We start from the raw sequence: 22,524 nt of genomic DNA on the forward strand, positions 1-22,524 counted from the left end.
CAGTGCCTTGGGGACAAAAACTGTTCCTGTTACAAATAGCAATCTGAACAAGGGGGACGTCAATTACCTGGTAAATTATCTCAGACTGCATCCCTATGCTCCACTGAATCCTGACAGGGCTGTAAGGGCCCGCCGGGCTGCCGGTCCGCTCTGGAGCTATGCCTCCGGTCAAAGTAAAACCACCGCTGGTGGCTGTTTGCTTTGTACCGTTAACAATCCGCAACAGGCGATCGACGGAGACACTTCTACCGCTTCCACGCTGGTACTGGCTGCAGGCCTGGTGGGCAGCGTTGGACAGAATTTACAGTTCTCCGGCTCTTATCTGGCAGGCGACCAGGTAGCCATCGATCTGGAAATTCCTAACCAGATCTATACCAAACAATTGTTATCAGCAATAAAAATACAAACGTCCAATGCAGGTGTCTCCAATAATGACGCTGTAACATTGGACAACGCATTGGTGAGGGTACAAGTATTGGGTCTGGGCCTCGGCACTACCAACAAATTCAGGGTGGTAGTACCAATTACAAAGAACTTTGATGCTGTAGAGGTAAGTCTTGCTGCCTTGTTTGCTGAACTTGGCTCACTGAAGATCTATGAGGCAGCAGCTATCATCCCGGTAACGATACCTGCACCGCCGGTAACACCGGTAGGCGGCATGGTAACGTTAAATGCTTCCATGCCCCGCGTTTCCGGTGCTACTTTCAAATGGTTCAACACCCCTGCGGGAGGAACTGCACTGGCTACCGGTAATTCTTTTACAACCCCGGCGCTGAGCAGAAGCACTACTTATTATGTGGAAGCATCCACCGGCACGCCCGGTTTGTTAAGCTATGTACGCACACCTGTGCATATTAAGGTGAGCGGTGGAAACGGGGCGCTATGGAGCTTTGCCTCTGATGAGCAAAGCCCGGTTACAGGCGGGATTGCCTGTGCACTGTGCTTTGTAGATTATCCTGAGCTGGCTATCGATGCCGATACCAGCACTGCGTCAAAGATTGTGTTGCCGGTTGGTATTGCTACCTCTGCGGGACAACGCCTGATCTTCTCCGGTTCTTATAAAGCGGGCGATAATATCTCCCTTGATCTTGAAATTCCGAATAAATTATATACCAAGCAGGCATTGTCTGGTATTCAGATTGAAAGCTTCAACAATGGCGTGTCAAATGGTGACGCCACCAATATTGGCGCTGTCCTGATCCGTTTACAGGCACTGGGTGTAGGCCCGGGAGGTATCAGCAAATTCAGGGTGGTGCTGCCTGTAAAAAAAGACTTTAATGCTGTACAGGTGAGCCTTTCGGCCCTTTTTGCCGAATTTGGCGCATTGAAAATTTACGAAGCAGCGGCTTTTGTGCCCGTAAAAGCGACGCCTGATACTGTTAGCATCACAGCTGGTCAAACGGCCAGTCTTACTGCATCCATCGATCCGCGCATGGCCGGAGCTACCTTTAAATGGTATGCTGATTCCGTAGGAGGAACGGCATTGGCTACCGGCGCAAGCTTTACCACTCCCGCACTTTCTGCAACTACCAATTATTATATTGAAGCCACCACTCCGGATGGCCTGCATAGTTTTGTACGCACACCAGTAAATGTTAAAGTAACCGGTGGGGCCGGAGCGCTGTGGAGTTATGCAGATAACCAGACAAGTCCTGTTACTGGTGGCGTTGCATGTGCGCTCTGCTTTGTAGACAGCGCCAGCCTGGCTATCGACGGCGATACTACTACCGCTTCTAAAATAGTACTGCCGGTTGGCGCCCTTACTTCTGTAGGCCAGTTGCTGAAGTTTCCGGGTAGTTATAAAGCCGGCGATAATATCGCACTGGATCTTCAGATACCGGGCACCATCTATACCAAACAATTGCTCTCCGCTGTGAAGGTCCATACCTTCAATGGCGGTGTTGATAACGCTGATCCTGTAACGCTGAACAGTGCCCTGATCCGCTTACAGGCACTGGGTATAGGTATTGGCGGCACGCCCAAATTCAGGGTCATTATTCCTGTCCAGAAAGATTTTGACGCCGTACAGGTGGATCTTTCCGCGCTCTTTGCAGAATTTGGATCGCTCCGGGTATACGAAGCAACTGCCTTTATTCCTGTAAAAGTTACCCCTGATTCCGCCTCCGTAGTGCGCGGCGGAACTACTACATTGAATGCTGCCATTGACCGTGTTCCCGGCGCCACCCTCCAGTGGTTCAATACCCCCACCGGTGGTGCTCCTTTGGGTAGCGGTCCCAGCTTTACTACCCCCGCTTTGAATAACACCACCACTTTTTATGTGGAAGCCGCAAATACCAGTGGAAAGAAAAGCTATGTTCGTACGCCCGTTACTGTTAAGGTGGTGAATGGCGCAGGAGCTTTGTGGAGCTATGCCGATGACCAGACAAGTCCCATTACCGGCGGTGTTGCATGTGCACTTTGCTTTGTAGACAGTGCCAATCTGGCGATTGATGGTGATACAACTACTGCATCTAAAATAGTGCTGCCGGTGGGCGCCCTAACTTCTGTGGGCCAGTTGCTGAAATTCCCGGGAAATTACAAAGCAGGAGATAATATCGCGTTGGATCTCCAGATTCCGGGCGCTATATATACCAAACAATTATTGTCTGCCGTGAAAGTACATACTTTCAACGGTGGTGTTGATAACGCCGACCCTGTAACGCTGAACAGTGCCCTGATCCGCTTACAGGCGCTGGGTATAGGTATTGGGGGGACGCCCAAATTCAGGGTGATCATCCCGGTACAAAAAGACTTTGATGCCGTGCAGGTAGATCTTTCTGCACTTTTCGCAGAATTTGGCTCATTACGGATATACGAAGCTACGGCATTTATCCCCGTAGCAGTTGCTCCTGACTCAGCCAACGTGGTGCGTGGCAGCAGCGTAACTTTCGCTGCCAGCATCGATCGCGTGCCCGGGGCATCCATCCAATGGTTCAGTACTCCTACAGGAGGAACGCCACTGGCAACCGGCAACAGTTTCACCACGCCGCCACTAAACAGAACTACTACTTATTATGCAGAAGCTACCGGAGCAGACGGCAAGAAGAGTTTTGTGCGTACAGCAGTTCCGGTAACAGTAACCGGAGGCGTAGGTCCATTATGGAGCTTTGCGGACCAGGAACAGAGCCCGATCACCGGTGGCGTAGCCTGCGTACTTTGCTTTGTAGACAGCGCCAACCTGGCCATTGACGGCGATACCACCACTGCGTCCAAATTAGTGTTGCCTGTAGGTGCACTTACCTCTGTAGGACAACTGCTGAAATTCCCCGGCGGCTATAAAGCCGGTGATAATATCGCACTGGATCTCCAGATACCAGGTGTTATCTATACCAAACAATTACTGTCGGCGGTGAAAGTACACACGCTAAAAGGCGGTGTAGACAATGCAGATCCTGTTACGCTGAACAGCTCCCTTATCCGTTTACAGGCGCTGGGCATCGGCATTGGCGGTACGCCTAAGTTCAGGGTGATTATCCCTGCACAAAAAGACTTTGATGCGGTACAGATAGACCTCTCTGCCCTCTTTGCAGAATTTGGTTCCCTGCGGATATATGAAGCTACCGCGTTTATTCCTGTAGCCGTTACACCACCAGCACCTGTTACAACTGCAGGAGGCACTGTGGCGTTAACTGCAGGTATTGATCAAACGAGGATAACTAATCCTACCTTTAACTGGTTTACTTCTCCTTCGGGCGGAGCACCGGTATTTAGTGGAACCACTTTTACCACACCACCGTTGGCTCGCAACAGAACTTATTATGTAGAAGCCAATTCACCGGTAGATGGATTAAACAGCTATGTACGCACACCGGTGTCCATCAAGGTAGGCGGCGGACCGGGCATCATCTGGAGCTTCGGCCAGGACCAGGTGAGCCCAATCACTTCCGGTATTGCCTGTGCAGCCTGTGTAATAGATAATGCAGAAAGTGCATCAGATGGCGATACCACTACGGCTTCCCGGTTCACAACAGGAATAGGAATAGGTACTACACTGAGCCAACAGGTGATCCTGCCAGGTGTTTATGAAGCGGGAGATAGCATCGTGCTTTTCCTTGATCTGCCTGCCGATCCTATTGCCAATGCACAGTTGTTACCTAATATTACTGTACAAACATTCAATAATGCGATTGCTGGTCCGGCTGTACCCAACAACGACCAGGTGTTCCTGAATAATACAGGACTGGTAAGATTGCAGTTATTGGGAGCAGGTTTAAACGGCACCAATAAGTTCCGCGTAACCATACCGGCTACCAAACAGTTTGATGCAGTACAGGTGGGGCAGGCTTCGTTGGCTGCATTGTCTTCTTCCATGCACTTGTATGAAGTAGCAGCTGCTATTCCGGTAAAGGTTACTCCTTCTCCTGCTACTGTTAATTATAATAAACCTGCTACGCTTAATGCCACTATCCGTGTACCCAATGCCACCTTCCAGTGGTTTAATACACCTGCCGGCGGTGCGCCGCTTCCCGGTGGAGGCGCTACTTTCACAACGCCTAATTTAACCAGGAACACTACTTATTATGTGGAAGCAACCGATCCGTCAGGCATCAAGAGCTTTACACGTACAGCTGTTACAGTGAAGATAAAAGGTGGTAACGGGCCGCTGTGGTCATATGGAACTGATCAGCAAAGCCCGATTACCGGCGGCATCGCCTGTGCACTTTGTACTATACAGGATTCCCTGAAGGCGATTGACGGCGACACTACTACTTCGTCCAAACTCATTGCCCCGGTTGGATTAGCAGGATCAGTAGGACAAAAAATCATCTTCCCCGGATCATACCAGAAAGGTGATAGTATTATTGTTTTCCTGAGCTCTCCTGTCGATCTCCTGGCACAGGCATCCGTATTGAAAAGTATCTCTGTAAAAACATCCAATGGCGGTGTTGAAAATAATGATCCAACTGCACTGGATGCAAACGTGATTGGCATCAACCTGTTAGGTTTAGGCACTGATGGCGAACGCAAGTACAGGGTGGCTGTTCCTGCGAAAAACCCGTTTGATGCAGCACAGGTCGACCTCGGAGGACTGCTCACAGTAAGCAACTCCCTGCGTATTTATGAAGTAGCAGCCAGCATTCCTGTTACCGTTGCAGTTACACCAACAGATACCACTGTAAATGTTGGACAAACTGCCACCTTCAATGCCAGCATACCAAGAATACCCGATGCTACCTTTAACTGGTACGAAACTAAAACCGGTGGTACACCGGTGGCTACCACCAGTAGCTTTACGACGCCACCATTGACACAGGGTAAAACATACTATGTTGAAGCCACTTCTCCGTCTGACGGATTGGTAAGTTTTGAACGTACCGCTGTTACCGTTCGCGTGAACAACGCCCCAAGTAACGCAGATCTTGCATGTGGTAGCGCCAAAACGCAGATAACTGGCCCGGTAGGTATCTGTTTGCTATGTTCTGTGGATTCGGCAGCCAATGCAGTGGATAACTCCATCTACACTGCTTCTAATCTGCACACGGTAGTGGGTGTGGGTGGAGGAATGTCGCAACGCCTGAACTTTGGAAAAGCGGGCAAGCCTACAGACAGTATCAGGATGAAGATAGGCATCCCTTCATCCCTGCTGGATCTGGGCCTGCTGAATAATATTACACTTACTACCTACAATAATAATGTATCTAATGGCGACTCCAGGGCATTGAGCGGTGGCCTCCTGTCGCTTACCCTGCTGGGATCAGAACAGGTAGGTACGCTTACAATACCTGCTGGTAAAGCCTTTGATGCAGTACAATTAAGTGTAACCGGTTTGGCTACAGCTGTAACTTCTGTGAAGATCTATTATGCGGAGGTGATCACACCGGTTGCCACTGTGGCCAGCAGCAATGTGAATGTATGTAGCGGTACTGCTGCCACATTAAATGCTACCGGCCCTGCCGGCTATGCTTATCGCTGGTATACACAGGCGGTTGGCGGTACGCCGGTTGGCTTCGGTCCTAATTATACCACACCTGCATTAACAGCTGATGCAAACTACTACGTGGAAGCGATCACCCTGGATGCAGATAGCTGTGCCAGCAGTATTCGTACGCTCGTTTCCGTTAGAATAGGGCAACCAAGTGTAACAGTAACGCCGGCTTCCGCACAGGTGGCACAAGGCGCTACTCCTACCTTCAATGTGGTAAGCCCTGTTCCGGCCAATAAATACAACTGGTATACTACACCTACCGGTGGTACGCCTGTTTTCGTAGGACCTACCTTCAGTGTACCCGCGGTAACAGCGAATATCACTTATTATGTAGAATCAACAGATGCCGCAGGTACCTGTAAGAGCCTGAGAACGCCGGTGCCGATCACATTAACCGGCGGAGGCGGGCCTTCCCTGCCAGGTGATATCGACTGTGGCGGGGCTACCAGCCAGCTAAGCGCTGCCAGCGGCCTGTGTGTGGGTTGTTATATAGAAAGACAGGATTCATCTGTAGATAACAGCACCGCTACTTCTTCTGTATTACATACGATCGTCGGATTATTGGGCGCCTATACACAACAAACACTGATCTTCCCAACACATGGTAACCTGGGAGACAGCGTGAGGATAGGCATATCCACCAATACCGGTTTGCTTGATGCAGGTGTGCTCAACAGTATTATGGTAGGGTCCTATAACGGAGCTACTGCCAATGCTGATAGCGTTACACTGGACAATGCAGCTATTAAAGTGAAACTGCTTAGCGGTAACCAGCGCGCTGATATCACCTTCAAGCCAGGAGCTGGCTTCGACAGGGTGTTTATCAGACTTAACTCTGGTTTAGCTACTGCTCTTTCTTCTCTTAATATTTACTATGCACAAATTTTTGCGGGTGCACCAACAGTTGAAAAAGACACTGTTTATGTATGTACCGGTCAGGCGGCTACACTGAAAGCTACAGGCCCTGGCACCAGCTTCCGTTGGTATAGCCAGATCACCGGTGGTTCTCCGTTGGCTACCACTGCTACCTACACAGTGAATAATGTAACTGCCAACGCAGTATATTATGTAGAATCAGTATCCGGTGCAGGTTGTACCAGCCCGGCCCGTAAACCAGTGTATGTAATGGTAGGATTACCGGCTGTAACTGTTGCGCCGCAAACAACGAGCATAAATAGTGGCAGCACTGCAACCATCACTGTTACCAATCCAAACCCAGCCTATCAGTACAATTGGTATGATGCGCCTTCCGGTGGTACACAGGTTGCAGCTAATAAAACTACTTTCACTACACCACCTTTAACCGGTGCAAGGATCTACTATGTGGAAGCCTTTGATCCGGCTACCAATTGTGCAAGCTCTCAGCGCACAAGGGTATCGGTGGATATTAATATGTCGCCAGAACCGACTCCATGTAGCTATGCTAACCAACAGCAAAGCCCGATCATCACCGGTGTTTGCCTGCTGTGCGGTGTAACTAATCCTGCGCTTGCGGTGGATACCAACGCCAATTCAGCGTCCACAATCAGCGCTGCGGTGGGGGCATTGGGTTATGTGGGTCAGCTATTGCGCTTCCAGAATACATATGCAGCTGGCGACAGCATCACCATTGATATGGAAATACCCGGACAACTGGCTTCAGCGGCCCTGCTGGGTGGCATCAAAGCTGAAACATATAATGGCGCTACAGCCAATAATGATGAGGTTACACTGAACAATGCCCTGATCAGGATTAACCTGTTGAGTGGAAGCAATCGTTTCAGGGTAACGATACCAACAACTAAAGCATTCAATGGTGTATTGATCAGTATCAATGGCACTATCTCAGTGCTTACAAATCTTAAAGTATACTTTGCGGCGGCATTCCCGCCACGGCCGGTACTGTCGCAAACCAGTTACAGTACCTGCGCTGGCAAGGCAGATACCTTGATTGTTACCGGTCCTGCCGGAGCAGACATCAAGTGGTACGATGCTGCGGTAGGCGGCACCCTGGTAGGTTCAGGTAATACCTTCATCACACCTGCTCTTACCACTACCACCACTTACTATGCAGAATCCGGTAAGTTTGGTTGTGCCAACCCGGTACGGGTACCTGCCATCGTAAATGTAGGTGCTGGCCCTGCTGCTCCAACAGCAGCTCCAGTAACCCTCTGCGCTGGCGGTAAAGCAACGCTGGTTGCTTCTGCGCCAGCCGGCGTACAATTCCATTGGTATAAGAGCGCTACCGACACCGCCATACTGGCTACCGGTACTTCTTTTGTAACACCGGTGCTCACTGCAGATACGGCTTACTATGTAGCTTCGGATAACAATGGATGCATCAGCACCCGTACAAGAGTGCCTGTAACCATTGGTGCTGTACCTGCCGACTTCACTGTTACACCGGAAAATACAACGGTGAGCAGAGGTCAGGGCGCTATCATCACTGCTACCGCTACTGGTACAGGCATTAACTTCAAATGGTTCAGCGCTACCGGCGATAGCCTGTTTACTGGAGCCAGCTTTAATACCGGGCCATTACAAGCTACCACTACTTACCTGGTAGAAGCAGCAGGGCCTAATGGTTGTGCTACTGCACGTAAGACTGTTACAGTAACAGTACTGGGCGGCGGCGGAAATGATGTACCATGCGATGCCGCAAATAGCCAAACCAATAGTGCTAATGGCATCTGTATAGGTTGTTATGTAGAAAACCCTGCTCTGGCAGTAGATAGTACCGTTTCCACTTCTTCTACCCTGCACGTGATCGCGGGCCTGTTGGGTGGTTATGTACAGCAGACGCTGATTTACCCGTCAGCCAGCAACGCAGGCGACAGTGTGAATATCCAATTGAATTTCCCTGTTGGAATTGCGGATATTGGATTGTTATCATCTATACAGGTGGCCACTTACAACGGTGCCACTTATAATAATGATAGAGTTGCTATAGGAAACGCCCTGCTGTCGCTCAAATTACTCAGCGGCAACCAGCAGGCCATCCTCAGCTTCAAGCCTGCTGCTACCTTCGACCGCATAGAAGTACGCCTCAATTCAGGCGCAGCCACATTGCTCAATGCAGTTGGCGTGAACTACGCCAGCCGCCTGGTAGCAGTTCCGCAGGTAGTTGCTGATTCAGTGACCATCTGCGCCGGCGACTCGGCTAAATTGGCTGTGAAGAATCCGGTGACAGGCGTTACCTACAGATGGTATAACCAGGCCAATGGAGGCAGCGTGTTGTTTACAGGAACCAGCTTTACCAGCGCTCCTGTTAATTCAGCTGCTACCTTCTATGTAGAAGCAGGTAAAACAAGTAATGGTTGTATCAACCCGGTTCGTACACCTGTAAGGGTCAACATTGCAGCAGCACCTGCTGTTCCTGGCCAGCCAGCTACCGTAACAGTTTGCGCTGGCGCAGATGCCGTACTCGCTGTACCAAACCCGGATACCAAACTCCGTTATAACTGGTACAATGTTGCTACCGGTGGTACTAAGCTGAATACTGATAGCGGCTACACATATAAAGTGCTGCATGTAAATGCCGACACCACTTATTATGTTGAGGCGATGAACAGCTGCGGTACTGTTTCCGCAAGACAAGCGGTAAGAATCACATTGGGTTCTGCCCTGCAGGCGCCTGTGATCACTCCGTCGCCTGCTACAGTACGGATCAATGAATCTCCGGTGCTGAAAGCTACGCCTCCTGTGGCCAATGCAGTGATCAACTGGTACACATCGGATACCGCTACGCAGATAGCATTTACAGGTAATATTTATTCTCCTGCAGGTAAAGCTACGCCAGGTACTACTACCTATTGGGCACAGGCTGTACTGCAAGGTGGCACTACCTGTCAGTCAATACGCGTTCCGGTGAATGTAATAACCATTAGTGGTCCTGGCCCAATCCCGGTACCATGCGAAGGCGCTACTACCCAAACCATCGGCGGTAGCGGATTACTGATCCTGGGTAATGTTTATAACCCTGCATTCGCAGTCGATAATGATCAAACTACGGCTTCATCTCTCGTAATAAATCTTGGAGCATTAAATGCTACCGTATGGCAGCGTGCTGGTTTCAACGGCGTGTCTGCACCAGGCGACAGTGTACGTGTACTCTTGTCAAGCCCAAGCCAGATCCTTTCTGCCGCTCTGCTGGCCAGCGTTCAGCTGACCACTTACAACGGTGGAACACCAGGCGACTCCATACTGGTTAGCAACCCGATAATACATCTGAACCTGCTGAGTGGCCAGCGTCAGGCTGAACTGACCTTCATGCCATCACGTCCGTTCGATGCCGTGGAAGTGAAACTGAAATCCGGTATCGTAGGCGCGCTCACTGATATAGACTTTAACTATGCACGCCGTATCATTGGCAAACCACAGGTACAGGCGTCATCTGTGAAGGTATGCGCTGGCAGCACCGCTACTCTCAATGTAGCAAATCCTGCAACAGGCATCACTTACCGCTGGTATACCGCTAATGGTACTTACCTGACCGGTAAGGATGGCAGCAGCTTTACTACCGGAGCGCTCACAAAAGACTCTGTATTTTATGTAGAAGCATTCAGGGCGGCAACAGGTTGCGCAAGCGACGAAAGGACCGCAGTGAATGTAAGCGTGACCGCTGCACCGGCTGCACCTTCCGTACAGGCAGATACTGCATCTGTTTGCGCAGGCGCGGATGCAGTACTGGCAGTGTCTAACCCGGTTAAGGGTTATACTTATGGCTGGTACAACGTACCAACTGGTGGTACCAAACTGAACACCGACAGCGGCTTCACTTATAAAGTGGTGAACGTGACCACCAAAACTATCTATTATGTAGAAGCGAAGAACGACAGCTGCGGTAGTGTATCTGCTACCAGAACTGCGGTGGTGGTGCAAACTTCCAACGGACTGACTGCACCAACCGTAACGCCATCACCAGCGAGGGTGGGCATCGGTCAGCAGGCAGTACTGACTGCTACTGCAGGTACCGCCAATGCAACACTGGCATGGTTCCGCTCACAAACAGCTACAGATACGCTGGCTAAAGGTGCGATATTCACACCTGCAATCAGGAATGCAGCTGCAGTAGATACCTTCTGGGTAGAAGCATTCCTGCCAGGCGGTGTAACCTGTAAGTCTGCCCGTACCTCCGTACTGGTCATCACACAGCCGGTAGTGTTAGACACTGTTCCTTGTGAGGCAGCCATCAGCCAAACCATCGGTGGCAGCGGCCTGCTTATCCTGGGTAATGTGTACAACCCTGCTCTGGCAGTAGATAATAATATCAATACCGCATCATCGCTCGTCATTAATCTCGGAGCGCTCAACGCCAATGTATGGCAGCGCGCCCGCTTCAATGGTGTATCTGCCATTGGCGATACCGTGAAGGTAATGCTCTCCAGTCCGAGCCAGATCCTCTCTGCCGCACTGCTGGCCAGCGTACAGCTGACTACTTATAACGGCAGCACACCAGGTGATTCTGTTCTGGTAAGCAACCCGCTGGTAAGCCTGAAAGTGCTTTCTGGCACAAGAGGCGTACTGTTGTCTTACGTTCCGACGAAGACATTCGATGCGATCGAAGTGAAACTGAGATCAGGAGTAGCCGCCGCATTGACCGCAGTTGACTTCAACTATGCGCAGCGCGCTATTGCTGCGCCAAAGGCAAAAGCATCCGGCGACTCAGCGATCTGCACTGGTAAATCCGCTACCCTGTCTGTAGTGAACCCACAACCGGGTGTAACCTATAGCTGGTACGATAGTAGAGGCACTCATCTTAAAGACAGTGTGGCCTTTATTACTCCGGCCAACCTGGCCCCGGGCAGCTACAGCTATGTAGTGAAAGCATCCAGGAACAACTGTAACACCGCTGCCTCTGCACCGGTAGTAGTGACAGTACAAACGCTGCCAGCACCGCCGGTAGCTGATACCAGCAACCCTGCTACAGCTTGTATTGATAAATTACCGGTAACACTTAAAGTGAAACCTGTAACCGGTGTTACCTTCAACTGGTACGATGCAAACGGTCAGCAGATTGCTGCCAATACTAATAGTTATCAAACAGCTGCTAACCTTGCAGCAGGTACTTATAACTTCTTCGTAGTGGCTTCCAACAGCAATGGCTGCGCTAACGATAGCGGCCGTACGAAGATTTCACTCAATGTAACAAGCGCATCTGTTGCTGCAGATATTACCATCTCCGATGTTTCTATCTGTGCAGGCGATAGCGCCGTACTGAAACCAACCAGCACCACCGTTAGCAACCCTGTATTCAAATGGTATGCAGATGCTAATAAGGTGACACCTATCACGCAAGGTGTGAACTCAGCAGGTGTATTAACTATCCGCGGATTAACTGCCGGAACATATACCTACTATGTAAGCGTAAGCAGCGATGGTAAGTGTGAAAACGCTGCCGGTGATCTGAAAGCAGTTAAGGTAACGGTAAATACAGGTGCTACTGCGGCGGATATCACGCTGGCCGACACTACTACCTGTGCAAATGGTACTGTGAAACTGACCGCCACCAGCACCACCGTTAGCAACCCTGTATTTAAATGGTATAAAGAAGCCAGCCTGACAACATTGTTGTTCACTGGCCCAACCTATACCACCGGGGTTATTGCAGCCAATACCACTTACTATGTAACAGTGGAAGGAACTAACAAGTGCGCCAATGCTGCCGGTGATGCGAAGGCAGTAACAGTAACTGTACGTGATATACCGGTGCCAATCATCACGGCATCTGCTATCAGTATCTGTGTAGGCGATACCGCTACATTAACTGTACAGAACGCTGATAATGCACTTACCTATCGCTGGTATAATGCTGCCACCGGAGGTACCTTACTGTTCACAGGTCCGGTTTATAAAGTAACTGGCCTCACCGCTTCGGCAGACTTCTATGCAGAAGCATCCACCGGTGGATGTAGCAGTGCTACAAGAGCGAAGGTATCTATAGGCGTGGGTGTAGCACCAACTCCGATACTGGAAAGTAATAATGTAACAGTATGTCAGGGTGGTACGGCTGTATTGAAGGTGACTTCTTCTGTCAATAATATAACTTATAAATGGTACACTGCGGCAACAGGCGGTACTGCAATATTCACCGGTCCGATCTTCACAACCGGTGCAATCAATGCGAATACTTCCTACTACGTGGAAGCTACCGGTGATACTTCAAAATGTGGTAAGCCATCTGCCCGCGCAATGGTGAAAGTAACAGTGGTACCGGTGCCAACAGCTCCAATCCTGGTAAGCACTAATGTACAGGGCTGTAAAGGTCAATCTGCTTCACTGGCAATTCAGAGCCCGGCTGCAGGTACTACTTACCAATGGTTTGATGCTGCTACAGGTGGTACGCTGGTATTCGAAGGGCCGGTATTTAATATCGCCGCTCTGGATAGTACTGTTACCTACTATGTACAGGCATTGGTAAATGGAGGCTGCCCAAGCGCTACCAGGACCAGCGCTACCATTAGGGTGAGCACAGTTCCAACAGCGCCGGTAATAACAGCAAGTTCCCTGTTCGTTTGTCAGGGTGGAAACGTAACACTTTCTATTAAAGATCCGGTTGCAGGTACTACTTACCGCTGGTTTGATGCCGCTACCGGAGGCAACCTGCTCTTCACTGGCAGCAGTTTCACAACGGGTGCATTAAACGCCAATACTGATTTCTATGCAGAAGCCAGCAATGGTAACTGTAGCAGTACACAGCGGACCAAAGTATCCATTGGTGTAGGACAGGCGCCAACACCAATACTGGAATCCAACGCGGTAACTACCTGTCAGGGTACTTCGGCTACGCTCCGCGTAACTTCAGCTACCAATGGTATTACCTATAAATGGTATACACAGGCAACCGGCGGAACAGCCGTATTTACCGGACCGGTATTCACTACAGCTCCGCTTAATACCAGCATGGACTTCTGGGTGGAAGCAACCGGTACCACTGGTCAGTGTGGCAACCCATCAGCGAGAGTAAAAGCTACTGTAACAGTAGTGGTAGCTCCAAACGCACCGGATGTGGTAACATCTTCTCTCAGAACATGTGCAGGCACAGGTGTTACTGTAGCTGTGAAAACAATACAACCAGGCATTACCTACCAATGGTATGATGCGGCAACCAATGGCTCATTACTCTTCACAGGAGCTGTTTACAGTGTACCTGTGGTGACAACAAATACCACTTACTATGTACAGGCTAACCTGGGCGGTGGTTGCTCCAGCTCTACCAGAACAGCTGTGAATGTATCAGTTGATCCGGCTCCGCCAATTCCAACAGCAGACCTGGATAATGTGGTAACATGCATAGGTGGTACAGCAACCTTCACAGTTAAAAATCCTGATCCGGCAATGACGTATCGCTGGTATGACGCTCCGGCTAACGGGCTCCTCCTGGCTACCGGCAATGCTTATACTACTGCGCCGCTCGCACAAACTACAGTCTTCTACCTGGAAGCATTGAACAGTGCAGGATGCAGCAGCGCACGTAAAGGATTAACAGCTACTGTAGTAAGCACAATAGATGCACCGCTCGCTGATCCGATCACAGTATGCAGTGGCCAGACAGGTGTATTAATGGTGAAGAACAGGCAAACAGGCGTGATCTACAAATGGTATACAGTGGCACGTGGTGGTGCGGCAGTATTCACAGGCGCAGACTTTACGATCACACCAACTGCAAATGCAGTATACTACCTCGAAGCATCTACCAGTGGTGGTTGTGTAAGCGCCAGCAGGACAGCAGTAAATGTATCAGTGAATCCATCTCCGGCAGCACCGGCTGTTGCAAATGCAACACTGCAGGCTTGCCCTGGTCAAACGGTTACACTGAATGCACTGAATCCGGATCCGGCACTTACCTATAACTGGTACACAACCGCAACCGGTGGAACAGCAGTGGCAACAGGAGCTTCTTATACAACACCACCTGTAAACGCCAACCAGATGTACTACCTGGAAGCAACAAACAGCAACAGCTGTTCAAGCCCAACACGTACAGCGGTTAGTGTGGTAGCAACACCAGCGCCAGGTAAACCAACAGTTACAGGTAACGATAACGGCGTATGTCCTGGTAAAACAGCCACACTCACAGCCGCATCAACAACGGCAGGTGTCAACTTCCGCTGGTATGCAGTAGCTACAGGTGGTACACCGATCTACACCGGTGCAACATTTGTAACACCGGCACTGAATGCTAATACTACCTACTATGTGGAAGCATTTACAACCGGTGGTTGTATCAGTGCAGGACAAAGAACCAGTGTACAGGTAAGTATCGCCCAACCGCTGCCGGCGCCAGTAGTAGTAGTGGATAACGTAACAGCCACCTCTATTACCTTCCGCTGGTCTGCAGTAACAGGAGCGCAACGCTATGAAGTAACGCTCGATAATGGTGTAACCTTCATTCCGCCAAGCTCAGGTGCAAACGGAACAACACATACTGTAACAGGTCTCCAGCCTAACCAAAGTGCTACCATACAGGTGAGAGCCATCGGAGCATCAGAATGTGAAACAAGTGCCCTGTCTACAGCGATAACTGGTAAAACAAGTAATCCACAGGGCAACAACATCTTTGTTCCGAACCTCTTCAGCCCGAATGGTGATGGTATAAACGACATCGAGTACGTATACTCAACTGCTATCGCGCAACTGGAATTCAGGATTTACAACCAGTGGGGTCAGTTGGTGTTCACATCCAAAGATCAACGCCAGGGATGGGATGGTACCATGAGTGGTCAGAAACAACCGGTAGGAGTTTATGTATACATCCTGAGGGCTACTATGCAAGACGGAACCGTCATCACCAAGAAAGGTAACATCACCCTCATGCGATAAGAATGATTCACCAGGTCAAGATTAAATTAATCATAAAACCGGGATGCGGCACTGCATCCCGGTTTATCCAGAAAATACTAAAAAATGTTCCTATGAAAAGGATTTTTATAGTTGCAATAATTTTATGGAGCAGTTTATTGCCCCGGACGTCTGTGGCCCAGGTTGATCCTCACTTCTCACAGTACTATGCTTACCCGCTATGGCTAAACCCAGCATTAACGGGAGTAATAGACGGGGATTACCGGATCAGTGGAGACTACCGTAACCAGTGGGCCAATTATGGAAAACCGTTTTCGACAGCGGGGGTCTCTATCGATGCTGCCACAGATAAAAATGTAGGCGTAGGTCTGAACGTGATAAATATGTCTGCGGGAGATGCGGGCTATAATCACTTTAACGCGATGGCCAGCGTTTCTTATAGCGGCGTGAAATTTGGCCCCACCAAAACCAGCCGGCTGGTGTTTGGGATCAATGCAGGCTTAATCAACAGGCGACTGGATCCTGCTAAGTTCCAGACTGGCAGCCAGTATCAGCCGGTTACGGGTTTTGATCCCAGTATTTTCAATGGCGAAAATGTAAATAACACAACTTCTACACAGTTTGATGCCGGTGCCGGCGTGGTCTACTTTGACGGTAATCCAAATCATATGTTCAATCCGTTTGCCGGATTTGCTGCGGCTCACCTTACTCAACCAAAAGATCCATTTTATTCCGATGGAACAGAAAGACGACTGCCAGTACGCTATCTGGTTCATGGAGGAGCAAAGATCAAACTAAACGAAGCGCTGAGCCTTACGCCTACTGGTCTTTATATGAGACAGGGAAATGCGGAAGAGATAGTTGCAGGCATGTACGCCCAACTAATGGTAAATCCCGAATTTGATTTCCTGGTAGGCGGCAATTATCGCTTTAATGATGCGGTAATACCTTTTGCCGGATTCCATTTCAAGAGCTTTACGTTAGGACTAAGCTATGATGCCAATACCTCCAATATGCGCCGCCTGGTAAATGGCAGCCAGAGTTTTGAAATATCACTCTCTTTTATCAGCCGGAAAAGAAGGGTGCTTAACGAAGAATACTTTATTTGTCCCAGGTTATAATTTATTAAAAACCAAATCCGAATGGAGGCAAAAATTTATACAGAAAAAAGAAATGGAACCCTCATGAAAAAAATTACACTCTGTTGGCTGGTGGTTTTTACAGGAATAATGAGCTCCCTACAAGCGCAATATGTTTACGATTTTAAGCATACTGCCGACGTTTTTTATAACTCAAGGGATTATTATTCCGCAGCACAGTACTATAATAAAGCACTGGGTACTTTTAAGATCAAGCCGGAACAGGTACTACCCTATACCGTTGGAGGCGCTGCTCCAAGCGGCAAGCTGAAAGACTATCAGCAGGTGGTAGCCAGGTTGGCGGAGTCCTACCGGCTTTTCTATGATTATGGAAATGCCGAAACCTGGTACGCCCAACTGGTAGGTTTTAATAATCCTGCTTATCCCCAGGCCCGTTACTGGTATGCTGTTTGCCTCCGGTACAATGGAAAATACCAGCAGGCCCTGGATGAGTTTAAGAAATTCAAACAGAGCTATACCGCCGCCGATGAACTGTCTGTAAGAACCCCGCTTGAAATCGCCTGCTGTGAATTCGCTCTTTCCGAAGCCAATAAACAACCGCGATTTACAATAGAAAAAACTGCCGGCAACGTAAATGAAGGCGGAGCAAATTATGCACCTGTAATCCTGGATCCCGGTACCCTGTTGTTTACCTCTTCCCGTGCCGAAAATCCACCGTTGCCTACAACAACCAAGCAACCCACCACTAAAAAGCAAACAAAAAAAGGAACCCCTTATGTAAATGACCTCTACACCGCTACCGGAAGTGGTAATACCTTCGATAACAGCCAGAAGCTCAAGATCCCTGCCACTAAAGGATTTGATCAGGGGGTAGCTGCTATTACCCCGGATGGTAACTCACTTTATATCACCAGGTGGTCTATGAAAGATGGCGTGAAACAATCCGCCATCTATTTCAGCAGCCGCCAGAATGGTGCCTGGTCTGAACCCAAAATACTCGGTGAAAATGTGAACGTGCCCGGGTATAATTCCATGCAGCCCTATATTACCGCCGACGGAAAATACCTGCTGTTTGCTTCCAACAGACCCGGAGGTATGGGCAAAAACGATCTCTGGTATTGTATTATGACCAATGGAACCCCCGGTGGCGCCCGTAACATGGGTACAGCCATAAATACAAAAGATGAAGAACAGGCGCCGTTTTATGATGCAGAGAAAAACTTGCTCGTGTTCAGTACGGATGGCCGGGTGGGCCTGGGCGGTCTTGATTTTTTCCAGAGTGAAGGAGATTTCGGTACCTGGTCCACTCCCGTTAATATGGGCAAACCATTGAATTCACCCAAGGACGATATCTACTATACCGCGCTGGATAATACGCATCCCTTTGCAGCAGGCTTCATCAGCTCCGACAGGGAATCTATCTGCTGCCTTGAGGTATTCAGTATTAACCGCATCCGCAAAATAGCCAGTGGTCTTATTATCGACTGCGACACCCATCTTCCCCTGCAGGGCGCTACCGTTAGCCTGCTGGATACTGTGAGAAGAAAAACAATCCGTAAAGTTACGCTGGATGCCACCGGAAGATATACCTTCGAAGTGGATCCACAGCGCTATTATAAAGTAATCGCCGAAAAAGAGAATTACTTCACCAAAGCACTCTATTTTAATACTGATTCATTGGTAAGGATCGATTCTATGGATAATCCTACCCTCTGTCTCAAACACTACGAAATAGAAAAACCAATCGTACTCAATAACATCTACTACGATTTTGGTAAAGCCACCCTGCGTGAAGAATCTAAAATTGTATTGGATACCGTGGTGGAAATGCTGAACGACAATCCTAAATTAACTATTGAGATGAGCGCACATACGGATAGTGTTGGTTCCGTGAAGTTTAATGATAAGTTGTCGCAATCACGTGCACAATCCTGCGTCGATTACCTGATCAGTAAAGGCATTTCCCCGGAAAGGCTGATTGCTAAAGGGTATGGTAAATCAAAACCAATTGCGCCTAACTCACTGCCTAATCATAAAGACAATCCTGAAGGACGCCAGCTTAACAGAAGAACTGAATTCAAGGTATTGAAAAGACAGGTTCAGGTGAAAACGGAAGATGACAGCAATAGCAGCCAGTAAGTTTTTCCCTTAACCGGCTTATCTGCCGGGTACTTCCATATCCTGTAATAACCATTGAGAGCCGGTCAAACGACCGGCTTTTTTTATTGAATATTCAGACAGATGTTATTATTAGGAATCCTATCTAAATAAAACAAACAGGAAAGCATGTCCATTTAAATGAACATGCTCCCATTAGTTTTAATGTAAATTTCCCGTTGTTGATTAGTTGCTTTTACCAAAGCTGCCAATAGCAATGGTGTCGGCTGCTTTCATTACTTTCAGGTAAGAACTCAGTTCTAAGGCATTGTTATACTTAAAGGCAGTGTCTCTCTGAACGCCACCTGGCTTGGAAACCTTGATAGATTTTACTTTAGTTAAAAGATCTATTTTCAGTGCAGCGCCAGTGCCTTTAAATGTTCCTTTGAGCAATGTGTCTGTTTTAGGAGCCGCAGCAGTACCGGCAATCAGGTAAACGCCATGATCTGCATCCTTAATGTTTTTGGTAAGATTCAGTACAACGTTTACGCTACTGTCTGTATTCTCCGAAATGGTAATCTCGCCCACTTTTTTATCTTTATCAGCGCCGGTTCCCTTCAGTTCAAACGACTTGGAACGTGGAGTTGGAGGAGGTGGTGTTGGATTATCATCATCTTTACAGGAACTTACAGTAATACCCAATACAGTAGCGATCACTACTCCGCTCAGGAGTGTGTTTTTGTTGAACATAAGCATGATTTCAGTTTTATGAAGGTTTTAAGATTGTGGTTTTGTGATTGTAAAATTTTGTGATTATGATCTTTGTTTTAATATAGGTTTTCAGCGCTTACTAGAAATGTTAAACGGCAGTTGAAATAAAAAGTTACAGATATAGGTAAAGTTTTTTTTAAATATTTTTTTTCATCGCCTGTAACCTTTATCTATATTGAATCGTAGGAGGCTTGTTTTCTTACCATGAAGAAATATCCGTTGTAATTAACACCTTTGAAAAGATGATTTTTTTGCCGGTTGAAAAAATAAATTACATTTGTTCGGCATCACCGGATGCATGAAACTGATAGCATATGAAAATTTTTTAAGACCACGGTACTTCCGTTTGTCGCTCTCCCACTTCTCATGTTTTAGTTTGCAGTACAAGTAATGTGCTGTTCCTCGTTTATTGTTTTCAAAAATAAGTTATGCCTGTTTTAACGAAAGCGTCCCGGCGCATAAGTCGTTTTTTGCAATTATTTAAGATAGCCGTTAGCGGTAGTGAAAAAGAATTTACCACTGGAAGTATTGACCGGGCTATATTCCTGCTCTCTATCCCGATGATCCTTGAAATGGCGATGGAGTCCCTGTTTGCGGTGGTTGATATTTATTTTGTAAGCCATTTGGGTGTTAACGCCATTACCACAGTAGGACTTACAGAATCGGTGCTTACTTTGGTGTACACCGGGGCTATGGGATTGAGTATGGCTGCAACAGCCATGATTGCCCGCAGAACCGGGGAGAAAGATCCGGATGCAGCTGCGCATGCAGCAATGCAGTCTATATACCCTGGTTTGTTTGTTTCTGTGCTGATAAGTTTGGCGGGAATATTTTTTGCGAAAGATATACTACTGCTGATGGGAGCGGCCAGTGAAGTGGCAAACTACGGTTATGCATATACGCAGATATTACTCGGCGGAAATATAGTGATCGTTTTACTATTCCTGATCAATGGTATTTTCCGGGGAGCCGGTGATGCAGCACTGGCCATGCGCTCATTGTGGATTGCCAATGGACTTAATATTGTATTATGCCCCCTGTTGATTTCAGGTTGGGGGCCGGTTCCTGCATTGGGGCTGAAAGGTGCTGCCATTGCCACTTTTATAGGGAGAGGCACTGGGGTCATATACCAATTGTACCACCTGGCAAAAGGAAAGGATCTGATCCGCATTACCAGGAGGCACCTGGCGCCGGTATTTTCGCTGATCGGCGCAATCCTTAAAATTGCTGCCGGCGCTACCGCGCAGATGCTGATCGCTTCTGCCAGCTGGATCTTCCTGGTGAGGATCATTTCCTATTTTGGGAAAGACGCTGTGGCGGGGTATACTATTGCTATCAGGGTGGTGATCTTTACCATATTGCCGGCCTGGGGGATGGCGAATGCGGCGGCTGCCCTGGTAGGACAAAACCTGGGCGCCCAACAACCCGGACGTGCCGAGCAGTCGGCCTGGAGGGCGGCCTTCTTCAATATGATTTTCCTCGCCATTGTAGCGGTGGTATTTATGGTATGGTCGCCGGCCATTATCGGTTTCTTTACGGAAGATCCGGTGGTGATCAGTTATGGCGTACAGTGTATCCGGTTAATGAGCGGCGGGTACGTCTTTTTTGCCTATGGGATGGTACTTACCCAGTCTTTCAATGGCGCCGGCGACACGCGGACTCCCATGTTGATCAACATGTTTATTATGTGGCTGTTCCAGATGCCATTGGCCTATGTATTGGCCATTGTATGCGGGATGGGGCCTGTAGGGGTTTTCTGGGCAATGGCAATATCTGAGTCTACTTCCGCCCTGGTGGCTATATGGCTGTTCCGGAAGGGTACCTGGAAGCAGGTAAAGATTTAGCTTTCTGCTTTCTGTTTAAGTAATTACCTTTGCGAGGTTTGCATTAAACTTTTACATAATAAAAAATAACTTAAATAAGCATGTCACTCACTGTCGTAGGTACTATGGCGTTCGATGAAATCGAAACCCCCTTTGGAAAGTCAGGCAAAATCATTGGTGGTTCCGCCACCTACATCGCATGGGCTGCCTCTAACTTCGTTCAGCCTATTAACCAGGTATCGGTAATTGGCGAAGATTTTCCTGATTCGGAACTGAAAGCCCTGACAGCTAAAGGAGTGGCGCTGGATGGCGTGCAGGTAAAGAAAGGAGAAAAATCGTTCTACTGGTCCGGCAGATACCATATGGACATGAACACCCGCGATTCACTGGCAACAGAACTGAATGTACTGGCCGATTTCCAGCCGGTTATCCCCGAAAGCTACCAGGGAAGTGAGTTTCTCATCCTGGGTAACCTCACCCCGCAGGTGCAGATGAGTGTACTTGATCAAATGAAGGTACGTCCTAAGCTGATTGTAATGGATACCATGAACTTCTGGATGGAAGTGGCACTGGACGACCTGCTGAAAGTGTTGAAAAAAGTAGATGTGCTGATGGTGAATGATGGAGAAGCCCGTCAGTTAAGCGGTGAATATTCCCTGGTAAAGGCTGCCCGTAAAATTCTGTCTATGGGCCCCCGTTATCTTATTATCAAGAAAGGTGAGCATGGCGCATTGCTTTTCTTCGAAAACCATGTATTCTTTGCTCCCGCTATGCCGCTGGATGACGTATATGACCCAACCGGCGCAGGTGATACCTTTGCAGGAGGCTTCATAGGCCACCTGGCTAAAACAAAGGATATTTCTTTCGAAAATATGAAAACCGCCATCATTGTAGGTTCTGCTATGGCTTCTTTCTGCGTGGAGAAATTCGGGACAGAGCGTATCCGCGAAATTACCCAGGAAGATATTGCCGCCCGCCTGGAGCAGTTTGTTCAGCTGGTAAATTTTGATATCGACCTGGTATAGCG

6 protein-coding genes are annotated in these 22,524 nt (G+C 48.5%); 5 read left to right on the forward strand and 1 reads right to left on the reverse strand.

The window, feature by feature from the left end:
• Positions 1 to 7: 7 nt before the first annotated feature.
• From VIM72_RS06995 to VIM72_RS07005, 3 genes are all read left to right on the forward strand, one after another.
• Positions 8 to 15,727 carry a gliding motility-associated C-terminal domain-containing protein gene (locus VIM72_RS06995; RefSeq protein ID WP_332002142.1) on the forward strand — a complete coding sequence of 5,240 codons (15,720 nt, stop codon included), beginning with the start codon at positions 8 to 10 and terminating at the stop codon, positions 15,725 to 15,727.
• 92 nt (positions 15,728 to 15,819) lie between these two features.
• Positions 15,820 to 16,827, forward strand: a complete 1,008-nt coding sequence (locus tag VIM72_RS07000; protein WP_332002143.1) for a PorP/SprF family type IX secretion system membrane protein — start codon at positions 15,820 to 15,822, stop codon at positions 16,825 to 16,827.
• 63 nt (positions 16,828 to 16,890) lie between these two features.
• The gene (locus VIM72_RS07005) at positions 16,891 to 18,945 is read left to right on the forward strand and encodes an OmpA family protein (protein WP_332002144.1); all 2,055 of its coding nucleotides are present in this window, start codon (positions 16,891 to 16,893) and stop codon (positions 18,943 to 18,945) included.
• Positions 18,946 to 19,149: 204 nt separating this feature from the next.
• Here VIM72_RS07005 and VIM72_RS07010 read toward each other — a convergent pair whose 3' ends face one another.
• Entirely contained in the window at positions 19,150 to 19,659 is a 510-nt protein-coding gene (locus tag VIM72_RS07010; protein WP_332002145.1) for a hypothetical protein, read from the reverse strand.
• A gap of 485 nt (positions 19,660 to 20,144) precedes the next feature.
• Between VIM72_RS07010 and VIM72_RS07015 the strand changes: the two genes are divergently transcribed.
• Both VIM72_RS07015 and VIM72_RS07020 read left to right on the forward strand, forming a co-directional pair.
• Positions 20,145 to 21,518: an MATE family efflux transporter gene (locus tag VIM72_RS07015; RefSeq protein WP_332002146.1), complete on the forward strand. Its 1,374-nt coding sequence runs from the start codon at positions 20,145 to 20,147 to the stop codon at positions 21,516 to 21,518.
• A gap of 80 nt (positions 21,519 to 21,598) precedes the next feature.
• Positions 21,599 to 22,522 (forward strand): PfkB family carbohydrate kinase, encoded by a 924-nt coding sequence (locus VIM72_RS07020; protein ID WP_332002147.1) that lies wholly within the window; start codon positions 21,599 to 21,601, stop codon positions 22,520 to 22,522.
• Positions 22,523 to 22,524: the final 2 nt, after the last annotated feature.

Source organism: Chitinophaga sp. (assembly GCF_036569185.1).
GTDB lineage: Bacteria > Bacteroidota > Bacteroidia > Chitinophagales > Chitinophagaceae > Chitinophaga.

What these genes read in the sequence shown, in the direction of transcription:
- VIM72_RS07020 (WP_332002147.1), top strand. Translation starts at nt 21,599, where the DNA reads ATGTCACTCACTGTCGTAGGTACTATGGCGTTCGATGAAATCGAAACC.
- VIM72_RS07005 (WP_332002144.1), top strand. Translation starts at nt 16,891, where the DNA reads ATGAAAAAAATTACACTCTGTTGGCTGGTGGTTTTTACAGGAATAATG.
- VIM72_RS07000 (WP_332002143.1), top strand. Translation starts at nt 15,820, where the DNA reads ATGAAAAGGATTTTTATAGTTGCAATAATTTTATGGAGCAGTTTATTG.
- VIM72_RS07010 (WP_332002145.1), bottom strand. Translation starts at nt 19,659, where the DNA reads ATGCTTATGTTCAACAAAAACACACTCCTGAGCGGAGTAGTGATCGCT.